Genomic DNA, 11,249 nt, shown 5'->3' on the forward strand with positions numbered 1-11,249 from the left:
CGAAACACTGCCCGAGGCGTAGGCGTACGCCGGGGGGTGCCCGGCGTAGGGTGCCCGCTATGGCACCCAACATCGCGACGAACACCAAAGTCTCTCTCGAAGAGCTGCTGGACTTCGTACGGCCCCGGCACCGGGCCATCCTGCTGACCCGGCGGGCCGACGGCGGCCCTCAGGCCTCGCCTCTCACCTGCGGGGTCGACGACTCGGGGCGGATCGTCGTCTCGACGTATCCGGAACGTGCCAAGACGCGGAACGCGAAGCGGGACGCGCACGTGAGCATTCTTGTGCTGAGCGACGACTGGAACGGGCCGTGGGTCCAGATCGACGGGTCCGCCGAGGTCATCGATGCGCCGGACTCGGTCGAGCCGCTGGTCGAGTACTACCGGAACATCGCCGGGGAGCACCCGGACTGGGACGAGTACCGCGCGGCGATGATCAAGCAGGGGAAGTCCATCATCCGGATCACTCCGGAGCGGTGGGGGCCGGTGGCTACGGGCGGCTTCCCGGCACGCCTGGCTCCGCCGAAGTAACGGACGCACCTGCCGGCGAGTGGGTCGGGGCGTACGCGTCTGCGGGTCCGCCTACGTGCGCCCCGGGACCTTCGCCTCGATCCCGGCGACCAACAAGTCGAGCGCGAACGAGAAGTCCCGCTCCCGCAGTTCCTCGACCGTTCCCCCAGCACGGGGCGCCATGCCGGACTCCGCGACGAGCTCACCGAGTTCGGGAGTCCGCTCGACCCTCGCCATGGCCTGCCGCACGTACTCGTCCTGGCTCACCCCGGCCGCGGCGCACCGCCGCACAAAGTGGCCCTCGATCGTGCCGAAGCCGTAAACGAACTGGAAGACCGCGGAGATCGCCCCGCCGAGGGCGTCCGGGGGCAGCCCCGTGCGGCGGACGACGCGCTGCACCGTGAGCAGGAAGTCCAGATAGTGCGGTCCGATGTTGAGGAAGGTCCCCGCCAGGGGGGACACCCAGGGATGGCGGACCAGCAAGTCCCGGTACCCGGTGGCGAGTTCGCGAAGCTGGTCGCGCCAGTCCGCGCCGGACTCGGGGTCGGGCAGCCGTAGTTCGCCGTAGGCCGCGTCGAGGGCGAGCTCGAGGAGGTCGTCCTTGGTGTCCACGTACCAGTAGAGCGACATCGCCGTGACGTCGAGTTCGGCCGCGAGCCGGCGCATGGAGAACTTCGCGAGCCCCTCCGCGTCGAGCAGATGCACCGTGGCCCCGGTGATGCGGTCCCGGTCGAGACCGGACGGCTGGCCGTTCCCCCGCGGCGCGCTGCCCCGAGAGGCCTCCGCGGCTCCGCGGGACGTCTTGCCCTCCAGCCAGACGCTGGTCCGCGCCCGACGCCTGGTCTGGTCGGCTGCCCTCACCATGGCGCACCTTCCTGGGAGCTCGTGGATGTGCCGGGCGGACCGGAATCGACTGGTCCGCCCCTTCTCGATGCTATGCGGGTCAGCCGCGCACTTCGCCCCCCAACCGGCGGTTCCGCCCTCGGACCCGCACAGCAGGGCGTACCGGGCAGCGGGAGTTGACGGCCGTACGACCGAGCGCACGGCCGTATGTGTGATGCCCGACTTCCGCCGCGGACAAGGCGGTTCAGGAGTACCGTTCTGCGCGCTTCCGACATCTGGAGAACGCGTCGTACGGTTCAACTGGCCCTGGCAGCCGGGCTTCTGGCCGCTCTCGCGGCACCGCCCGTCCACGCCGCACCGGGGCCGACTGGGGGTCCCCCCTGCTCGAGCGGAGCCGAGAGCAGGGGGGAGGCGGCCGAGAAGTGCCGCTGCGCGTCGTCTCGTACAACATCCATGCCGGAGCCGGTATGGACAACGTCTTCGATCTCGACCGCCAGGAGGCGGCGCTGCGTGCGCTGGACGCGGACGTCATAGGGCTGCAGGAGGTCGACGTTCACTGGGGCGCGCGCAGCGGATGGCGCGATCTGGCCGGTGAGCTGGCGGAGCGGCTGGGGATGTACGTGCACTTCGCGCCCATATACAGCTTTGATCCGGCTGCGGAGGGTGCACCCCGGCGCGAGTACGGGCTCGCGGTGCTGTCCCGCTATCCGATCGTGGACTCCGAGAACCACGAGATCACCCGGCTGTCGACGCAGGACCCGAACCCGGTGCCCGCACCGGCCCCCGGGTTCCCCGAAGTGGTGCTCCGCGTCAAGGGCGTTCCGGTGCACGTCTATGTGACGCATCTCGACTACCGGCCCGATCCTTCCGTGCGTGCCGCCCAGGTCGCCGACACGCGGCGGATCATGGCCGAGGACTGCGACCGGGGCGCCCGCTGTCCCCGGCAGATCCTGCTCGGCGACCTCAACGCCGAGCCGTCCGCGCCCGAACTCGCGCCTCTGTGGGACGACCTGACCGACTCCGCGCCGGCCGGTCTGACCTTCCCGGCGCTGAATCCCGTGAAGCGCATCGACTATGTGGCGGTCGGCGACGGCGTCCGGATACGCGACGGGGCGGTGGCCGAGACGCTCGCCTCGGACCACCGCCGCGTCGTCGCCGATCTGTTGATCCGGCGCGGACGCTGATCAGCTCTTGGGCTGGGTCAGGTCGTAGAAGGTGGCGCTGCCCACGGTCACCGTCCCGAAGTTCTCCTCCACCCACGAGCTGATCTGGGACGCGGTGCCGTTGTCGCCGCCTCCGCCGCCCATGCCGCCCGCGATGAAGTAGTGGATCTTCCCGTCCTCGACGTACTGCTTGAACTGGGCGAGCGTCGGGGACGGGTCGCTGCCGTTGAAGCCGCCGATCGCCATGACCGGGTCGCCGGTGGAGAGCTGGTAGCTGGCGGCGTTCTGCGCGCCGATGGCCGCGGCGACCCAGGTGTAGTCGTCAGCGTTCTTCCCGAGCAGCGCCTTGGCCTCGGAGCTGACATCGGCGCCGTTGAGCAGGCCGCCCATGCCGCCGCCCGCGCCACCCGTCCGGCCTTCGCCCATGGCGCCGCCGGGCATGCCGCCCTGCTGGCCTTGGCCCTGGCCCTGCGCCTGGCCGTTCTGGCCCTGCTGGCCGGTGGGAGGCTGGCCCATACCGCCGCCCTGCTGCTGGCCCGGCTGGCCGGTCTGGCCGTTCTGGCCGTTCTGGCCGGTCTGGCCGGTCTGGCCGGGCGGCTGCATGCCGCCGCCTCCCATCCCCCCGGGACCGCCACGGCCGCCCATCATGCTGGCGCCGGCCGGACCCGCGGTCACGATGGAGCCCGTGTGCCCGGTGCTCAGCGTGCTCAGGGTGTACGCGGTCGGTCCGGCGAGCGAGGTCACCAGGCCGAGGCCCACCGCGGCGAGCGCGAGCTGCCGGCCCAGGCGCGCGGCGACCAGCAGGCCGAGCGCGGCCACCAGACCGCCGATGAGCACGAACCACTTCAGCCACAGCAGGTAGTCCGGTGTGCGGTTCAGCAGGACGTACGACCACACCGCCGTCGCCGCCACGGCGCCCGCCAGGGCGAACGACGCCCACTTCTTGGCGCGCTCCTCCCACAGCACCGTCGAGCCCATGCCGATCAACGCCGCCATGTAGGGCGCCAGCGCCACCGTGTAGTACTGGTGGAAGATGCCGGCCATGAAGCTGAAGATCAGGCCGGTCATCAGCAGCGCGCCGCCCCAGGCGAGGAACGCGTTCCGGGCGGCGTCCGTCCTCTTCGCCTTCCAGGTGAGAGCGATGCCCGCGACGAGCAGGATCAGTGCGGCAGGCAGCAGCCAGGAGATCTGGCCGCCGATCTCGGAGTTGAACATCCGGTCGATGCCGGTCTCGCCCCACTGGCCGCCCCCGGTGCCCCCGCCACCGACGCTTCCGGTCTCCTCGCCGTTGATGCGGCCGAGGCCGTTGTAGCCGAAGGTCAGCTCCAGGAACGAGTTGTTCTGCGAGCCGCCGATGTACGGCCGCGAGGACGCGGGCCACAGCTCCACGATCGCGACCCACCAGCCGCCCGCGACGACCATCACCAGGCCGGACAGCAGCAGCTGGCCGATGCGCTTCTTCAGCTTCACCGGCGCGCACACCGCGTACAGCGCGGCGAGCGCCGGAAGGATCAGGAAGGCCTGCAGGGTCTTGGTCAGGAAGGCGAAGCCGACGGCGACGCCCGCCCAGACGAGCCACTTGGTGCGGCCGTCCTCCAGAGCGCGCAGCACGCAGTAGACCGTGGCGGTCATCAGGAGGGCGAGCAGCGCGTCCGGGTTGTTGAAGCGGAACATCAGCGCGGCGACCGGGGTGAGCGCGAGCACCGCGCCCGCGATCAGCCCGGCGCCGGCGCTGAAGCGCCTGCGTACGGCTGCGTACAAGACGCCGACCGTGGCCACACCCATCAGTACCTCGGGGACGAGGATCGCCCACGAGCTGAGGCCGAAGAGGCGGACGGACAGCGCCATCGGCCACAGGGCGGCCGGGGGCTTGTCGACGGTGATGGCGTTCGCCGCGTCGAGCGAGCCGAAGAAGAAGGCCTTCCAGCTCTGGCTGCCGGCCTGGATGGCCGCGGAGTAGAAGGAGTTGGCGTATCCGGAGGCGCTCAGGTTCCACAGGTACAGCACCGCGGTGACCAGCAGCAGTGCGAGGAACGCGGGGCGCGCCCAGCGGGGGTCCTCGGGGCGGCCGCGCCGGACGCGCCGCAGGAACGGGTCCTTGGGGCGGCCGTCGCCGACCTCGGTGGTGTCGTATGCCGGTGCCGCGCCGGGCATCGGGGGCGCCTGGACGGTCGCCTGCGCGAGGGTGGCGCCCGCGGGAGCCGGGGTGGAGCCGGCGGGAGCCGGGCTGCCACTCGGCGGGCCCCAGGCGGGGTCGACGCCTCCCGCGTTGCGGATATCGGATGTCGTCATCGGGCGTTCCTCGGATCGTGGTCGTGCGGGCGCACCGCGTGCAGTTGCACGGTCGCGTCCCAGGGCTGGTCCGCGCCCACTCCGGCGGGGACCTTGTGCATGTCGTACGCGGGCCGGGGCGCCGGGGGCGTGTCGTCACGCCGGTCCGGGAACACCCACGCCCGGAAGAGCAGGAAGCGCAGCACCGTCGCGGCGAGGTTGGCGGCGATGAGCACCGCCAGCTCGGTGGAGTGCGAGGGGCCGCCGGCCGCGGCGTCCAGCGCGGCGAGGGAGCCGCTCGTCAGGGCGAGCCCGATGCCGAAGACCACGAGGCCCTGTGCCTGGTGGCGGACGGCGCTTTCACGGCCTCGTACGCCGAAGGTGAGCCGCCGGTTGGCCGCCGTGTTGGCGACCGCGGACACCAGCAGCGCCAGCGCGTTGGCGACCTGGGGCTCGGCGAAGGAGCGGCAGAGGGAGTAGAGCAGCAGGTAGAAGAGGGTGGAGAGGACACCCACCACACAGAAGCCGACCAGCTGGCGGGCGAGACCGCGCGGCACCCCGGGCAGCTGCCGGTCGCGCGGGTCGTCGCCGAAGGGCCGGGTGAGCCGGTCCAGCGGCAGGGAGCCGGTGGCCAGTGCGCGGCCCACCCGCCACACGCCCTTGAGGTCGTCGGTCGCGGTCTTCACGATGTGCACGGTGGAGTCCGGGTCGTCGACCCAGTCGACCGGCACCTCGTGGATGCGCAGCCCGGCGCGCTCGGCCAGGACCAGCATCTCGGTGTCGAAGAACCAGCCGGTGTCCTCGACGAGCGGCAGCAGCACCTGCGCGACATCGCGCCGGATCGCCTTGAAGCCGCACTGGGCGTCGGAGAAGCGGGCCTGCAGCGACCCGCGGAGGATGAGGTTGTACGCGCGGCTGATGAACTCCCGCTTGGGGCCGCGCACCACACGCGAGCTGCGCGACAGCCGGGAGCCGATCGCCAGGTCCGAATGGCCTGAGATCAGCGGAGCGACGAGCGGGAGCAGGGCGTTGAGGTCCGTCGACAGATCGACGTCCATGTACGCGAGGATCGGCGCGTCCGATGCGGACCAGACGGTGCGCAGCGCCCTGCCGCGCCCCTTCTGCTCCAGCCGGAAGTACCGGACCGACTCCATTGTCGATGCCAGCCGGGCCGCCACCTGCGGAGTTGAGTCCGTGGAGGCGTTGTCCGCGATCGTGATGCGGAAGCGGTAGGGGAAGGTGCGGACGAGGTGGTCGTACAGCCGTTCCACACACGGCCGGAGGTCCTTCTCCTCGTTGTAGACGGGGATCACTACGTCAAGTACCGGCACCCCGCCCTCACCGGCCTGGATATGCTTCCTGGCCGGCAGAGCACCCGCTGAGGGGTCGGTGCCCGAAGAAGAGTCGGTTCGCATGACACGAGACTCGCCAACGCCCCTGTTATGCCTGTGTGGTGAGGCTGTGGCCTGTCTGTGAGTTCGGGACCGATGCGTCGTCCGCGGGCGGCGGGGCCGATTGCGGGTACGCGGGCAGCGGGACAGATTCCTGGTACGCGGGCAGGTGGACGGTGAACACCGTGCGTCCGGGCACGCTGTCGACGGTCACGGTGCCGCCGTGCGCGGACGCCACTGCGTGCACGATCGCCAGTCCCAGACCGGTGGAGCCGGAGTGACGCGAGCGTGAGGAGTCGCCGCGCGCGAACCGCTCGAAGACGTGCGGCAGCAGCTCGGGCGGGATGCCGGGCCCGTCGTCCTCGATGTCCAGGCAGACCCGGGAGCCCTGTCGGTGCACGCGTGCGGTGACGGTCGTGCCCGGTGGTGTGTGCGTGCGCGCGTTGGCGAGGAGGTTGACGAGCACCTGTTGCAGTCGTGCCGCGTCGGCCAGGACGATCGCGGGCTCGTCGGGCAGCTCCAAGCGCCACTTGTGGTCCTGCCCGGCCGCGCGCGCATCACTGACGGCGTCCACGACCAGCGGTGAGAGATCAGTGCTCTCGTACGAGAGCGGGCGTCCGGAATCGAGCCGGGCGAGCAGCAGCAGATCCTCGACGAGTCCCGTCATACGGTTCGCCTCGGACTCGATCCGCCCGAGGGCGTGCCGCGTGTCGGGACCGGTCTCCTCCCAGCCCCATCGGGTCAGCTCCGCGTATCCACGGATCGACGCCAGCGGCGTACGCAGCTCGTGGCTGGCGTCCGCGACGAACTGCCGCACGCGCGTCTCGCTGCGCTGCCGCGCGTCCAGGGCAGCGTGGATGTGGTCGAGCATGCGGTTGAGCGCGGCGCCCACCTGGCCGATCTCGGTGCGCGGGTCGGCCTCGGCCTCGGGCACGCGTTCGTGCAGCGCCACCTCGCCGCTGTGCAGCGGCAGTTCGGAGACACGGGTCGCGGTCGCGGCGACGCGGCGCAGGGGGCGCAGGGCGACGCCGACCATGGCGACACCGGCGATCGATGCGGCGACGAGACCCGCGGCGGTGACGCTGACCTCGACGGCGATGAGGGTGCTGATGGTGTCCTGGACCTCGGCCTCGGGCAGGCCGACCAGGGTGCTGCTGCGGTCCGAATATTCGACCCTGTAGTCGCCGAGGCCGGGGATGTGGACGCTGTGCGCCTTACCGTCCTGCGGCACGGACTGCAGGGCAGCCTTCTGTGCATCGTTCAGATCGGTGATCTCGGTGAGGCTCTCCGGGTCCCTCTTCGCGGCGTCGGTGACGGTGCCGTCCGACGACACCAGCGCGGCCACCGTGTCCCCCCGCACGGGTCCACCCAGGAAACCCAGGGCGCCCGTCTGCGGGGCGGGCGTTGTCCCTTGCTCGCCCGGCTGGGCGGGGCCAGGGCCTCTGTCGGAGATGACCGCGACCTCGTGCACCTGCTTGTCCAGCTGGTCGTACAGGTACGTGTGCAGAGCTATCGTCGTCACCGTCCCGATCACCGCGCACACGACGGCGATCAGCGCGACGGACCCGAGTACGAGCCGTGTACGCAGCGACCGCGGCTGCCGCTGCTTCCCCGGCTTCCCCCTGAGCCTGCGCGACCGCGGCTGCTGCGCCGTGCTCATGACGCGGCGGGCTTGATCAGATAACCGGCGCCGCGCCGCGTGTGGATCATGGGCTCGCGTCCGGCGTCGATCTTTCTGCGGAGATACGAGATGTAGAGCTCGACGACGTTAGCCTGGCCGCCGAAGTCGTAGGACCACACCCGGTCGAGTATCTGCGCCTTGCTGAGCACCCGGCGCGGATTGCGCATCAGGAAGCGCAGCAGCTCGAACTCGGTGGCGGTGAGGTGGATGGACGTTCCCCCGCGGGTCACCTCGTGGCTGTCCTCGTCGAGGGTCAGATCACCGACGACGAGCAGGGACTCGCTGCGCGCGTCGGCGGCGCCGGCCCGGCGGATCAGGCCGCGCAGCCGTGCGACGACCTCCTCGAGGCTGAACGGCTTCGTCACATAGTCGTCGCCGCCCGCCGTGAGCCCGGCGATCCGGTCCTCGACGGCGTCCTTCGCCGTCAGGAACAGCACCGGCACATCGGGCAACTCACGGCGGAGCCGGCCGAGCACGGTGAGCCCGTCCATGTCGGGCAGCATCATGTCCAGCACCACGGCGTCGGGCCGGAAATCGCGCGCGGTCTGCACCGCGCCCGTTCCGTCGCCCGCGGTGCGGATCTGCCAGCCTTCGTAGCGCAGGGCCATGGACAGCAGCTCGGTGATCGACAGCTCGTCGTCCACGACGAGCACGCGGACGGGGCTCCCGTCCGGCCTCAGCAGTTCGGTGCGCCCCTGGGGCGAGATCGTGGTCATGGTGCACACATTCGACTGCCGCTCTGAGAGCACGCTTTCCGGAACCTGTGAATTCCCTGAGAAACACACAGGGAGCTCTCAGGAGCAGCTGGGAGCCGCTGTCCCGCGCGGCGCGCCGACCGGCCGAGGCGTCACACCGACCGCAGGTGAGCGCTCCGCAACCTACTTACGGAACCCATGACTCCGCTCAACTTTCGCAATGTGCAGGGTGTAACTCTCGTACCACTCTTCCCGCCCACGCTTCTGGGCGGCGCGGTGCTCCATGTCGCTCCGCCACTCCTTGATGGCGTCCTCGTCGCGGAAGTACCCGACGGTGATACCGAGCCCACCGGGCGTCCGCGCCAAGTCCATCCCCAGGAACCCTGGGACGTCCTTCACCAACTCCTCCAGCCGTCCCGCGGTTTCTCCGTAACCGCCGTCCCCCTCCGTCCGGACGGAGGTGAACACCACGGCGTAGTACGGGACTTCGAAGGCGGGCTGGGGAACGGGCCCGTGAGCGACGTCAGGCGTCGCGGACGAAGGCGTCGCAGACGAGGGCGTCGCGGACGAAGGCGTCGCAGATGAATCGGTCATGACCACACTGTCGCGCCGGACGATCCCGGCCGTCCAGGCACTTTCCGAAGGGGAGCCACAAGGGATCGATCTCTTGACCTTCGACGCCAGGCACACGGCGAGGCCGGCCGCGCCGCTCGCTCTCAGAACAACCCGTCCTGCACACCCCCGAACTCCCGCACAGGCACCGTCAATCCACCCCGTCCATCCCCACCGTCCCCTACTACACCGGTCAGCTCCCACCCGGTCATGAGCCGCGTGTCCAGTACGACCACACCGCGCTCGGTGGCCAGATGCAGATCCGGCCCGGCGGCAGCCACCAGCTCACCGCTCACCACACCACCGGCGACGAGCTCGCCCACGGCTCCCACGGCGGACGGCAGACCCTCCAGCCCGAACACCGCCGTGTGATCGACCGCTTCGAACGGCGCCGGCCGCACGGACTCCGGCCATCCCTCGAGCCGCACCGCCCGGGCGTGCAGCTGTGCGATCTCCGCCGCTCGCGCGGCCGGCTCCGGCAGCGCGGCCCGCACCGCCCGCTTGGCGTCGTACGGAATCCGGTCCGGCACGCCCAGCGCCGTACGCAGCAGGTCCTCGGTCCGCCGCGCGGCCATCAGCGGCCCGCGCCCCAGCCAGGTGAACACCACCGCACCCTGCTCCAGCAGCCGCGCGGACCCCCGCTCGACCGCCGTGATCCCCACCTTCACCATGCCCGGTCCGAACCAGGCCAGATAGACCGCGTACGGCCGGGGATCATCCGGCAGCGTGTCGGCGGCGACGGAATGCGCCCGCTCCAGCCGCCCGCACTCCTCGCACCGCGCCCCCGTACTCCGCCCCCGCATCCGCGCCCGCACCGGGCACTCGTGCCCGCGCGCCCCCACGCACCGCCGGACACTGCCGCCCACGACGGCGAACGCCACCCGCATCCCCCACGTCAGCCCACTTCTCCGCCCCCCGTCCCACACCAGCACGGGCCCTACCCCGAGCTCTCGGCTTCGCTCGGGCAGGGGGGACCCCGCCGACCACCGAAGTCCCGAACACCGCCACGCCTGCACCCTCTGCATCGCCGCACCCTCACGTGTTCCCTCACTCTCACGAGCGTAGGACCGGCCACTGACAGTGCCGGGGCGGGCAGCCGACCGCGCCTCCTCTATCAGGACAACCACCATCCGGCAAGTCCCGAATTCTCCTGTCACGCGAATCAGGGGCAAGACGCGAAATGCTGCCGCGGCTTAACTGGGACATGGGTTCACACCCACCCACAACTCAAAAGCCCGCGAATCAAGCGGGCCATATCTTCGAAAACCTCTTCACCCATTCTGATTGGAAATGATTTCTATGGCTCTCCGCTCCCCGAAGCAGCGCTTTGCGATCTTTGCCGCCTCGACCGCCGTGGCTGCAGGAGGCGTCCTGCTCCCCACCAGCGCATTCGCGGCCTCGGCGACGCCGCACGTCGGCACCGTGACCACGATTGCGGCCACGCAGGGCAGCCAGGGACAGCAGGACGCCGCCGATCCCGCCGAGAAGTGGGTGGAGACCACCGATGCCCCCAGCGGCATCACTTTCAAGCTTCCCGGAAAGCCATCGGTCCAGGAATTCTCTGAAACCGGCGCGGACGGCACGACCATCACCGGCCGCCAGTACATGCTGGCCGGCACTGACGGGGTCGTCACCGCCTTCGTCGTCTACGACGCACCTGGCACCCAGGAAAATCTCAAGAACGGTCTTGAGGGCGTCCGTGAGACCTTCAGCACCGAGTTCGGCGAGACCGCCACCAGCACCAGCGGAAAGAAGACCACGGTCGACGGCAACCCTGCCCTCCACACGGATCTGTCCACGAAGGACGACGACCCCCAGACCGGTTCGGCATGCATCATCGCCGAGGAGAACCACATGGTGCACGTCCTGACCCTGGGCGACGCGGCGGACGAGAAGGCCGTGGACGAGATGCACCAGCAGACCCTCGACAACGTGCACACACCCTCTTCCTCCGGCTCCTCCGGTTCTTCCGGAACGTCTATCTGAGCCACTACGTCAGAAGCCCCTCGGGATCATCCCGAGGGGCTTCTGATCTGCGTGCGCCCGGAGGCGGTGCCGTCGGTCACGCCTCGGGCAGCGTCTCC

General features: G+C 70.5%; 10 protein-coding genes. 3 read left to right on the forward strand and 7 right to left on the reverse strand.

Translation table 11 applies throughout. The features are described from left to right. Positions 1–59 precede the first annotated feature (59 nt). A complete protein-coding gene (locus tag H1D24_RS41030; protein ID WP_181662872.1) occupies positions 60–530 on the forward strand; it encodes a PPOX class F420-dependent oxidoreductase in 471 nt (156 codons plus the stop codon). A 51-nt stretch (positions 531–581) separates the two neighbouring features. Here H1D24_RS41030 and H1D24_RS41035 read toward each other — a convergent pair whose 3' ends face one another. Further along, positions 582–1,373, reverse strand: a complete 792-nt coding sequence (locus H1D24_RS41035) for a TetR/AcrR family transcriptional regulator (protein WP_181662873.1) — start codon at positions 1,371–1,373, stop codon at positions 582–584. Between the two features lie 401 nt (positions 1,374–1,774). Between H1D24_RS41035 and H1D24_RS41040 the strand changes: the two genes are divergently transcribed. Beyond that, on the forward strand, positions 1,775–2,536 hold the full coding sequence (locus tag H1D24_RS41040) for an endonuclease/exonuclease/phosphatase family protein (RefSeq protein ID WP_181662874.1): 762 nt from the start codon (positions 1,775–1,777) through the stop codon (positions 2,534–2,536). On the opposite strand, the gene H1D24_RS41045 is transcribed toward H1D24_RS41040, so the two are convergent. The 6 genes from H1D24_RS41045 to H1D24_RS41070 all read right to left on the reverse strand — a co-directional run bounded on the left by H1D24_RS41045 (position 2,537) and on the right by H1D24_RS41070 (position 10,190). Continuing rightward, positions 2,537–4,807: a glycosyltransferase family 39 protein gene (locus tag H1D24_RS41045; protein WP_374064793.1), complete on the reverse strand. Its 2,271-nt coding sequence runs from the start codon at positions 4,805–4,807 to the stop codon at positions 2,537–2,539. It abuts the gene before it with no gap. After that, a complete protein-coding gene (locus H1D24_RS41050; protein ID WP_181662875.1) occupies positions 4,804–6,201 on the reverse strand; it encodes a bifunctional glycosyltransferase family 2/GtrA family protein in 1,398 nt (465 codons plus the stop codon). Before H1D24_RS41050 ends, H1D24_RS41045 begins: the two co-directional genes overlap by 4 nt. A 25-nt stretch (positions 6,202–6,226) precedes the next feature. Further along, positions 6,227–7,837: a sensor histidine kinase gene (locus H1D24_RS41055; RefSeq protein WP_181662876.1), complete on the reverse strand. Its 1,611-nt coding sequence runs from the start codon at positions 7,835–7,837 to the stop codon at positions 6,227–6,229. Then, a complete protein-coding gene (locus H1D24_RS41060; RefSeq protein ID WP_181662877.1) occupies positions 7,834–8,574 on the reverse strand; it encodes a response regulator transcription factor in 741 nt (246 codons plus the stop codon). The genes H1D24_RS41055 and H1D24_RS41060 overlap by 4 nt, the downstream gene beginning before the upstream one ends. Positions 8,575–8,736: 162 nt before the next feature. Next, a complete protein-coding gene (locus tag H1D24_RS41065) occupies positions 8,737–9,147 on the reverse strand; it encodes an antibiotic biosynthesis monooxygenase family protein (protein ID WP_181662878.1) in 411 nt (136 codons plus the stop codon). A 122-nt stretch (positions 9,148–9,269) separates the two neighbouring features. Further along, positions 9,270–10,190, reverse strand: coding sequence for a DUF2797 domain-containing protein (locus tag H1D24_RS41070; RefSeq protein ID WP_181662879.1), 921 nt, complete (start codon positions 10,188–10,190; stop codon positions 9,270–9,272). A gap of 274 nt (positions 10,191–10,464) precedes the next feature. On the opposite strand from H1D24_RS41070, the gene H1D24_RS41075 reads away from it, so the two are divergent. Next, positions 10,465–11,151 (forward strand): hypothetical protein, encoded by a 687-nt coding sequence (locus tag H1D24_RS41075; protein ID WP_220137796.1) that lies wholly within the window; start codon positions 10,465–10,467, stop codon positions 11,149–11,151. The last annotated feature ends 98 nt before the right edge of the window (positions 11,152–11,249 follow it).

The organism is Streptomyces himalayensis subsp. himalayensis, from assembly GCF_013778455.1.
Lineage (GTDB): Bacteria > Actinomycetota > Actinomycetes > Streptomycetales > Streptomycetaceae > Streptomyces > Streptomyces himalayensis.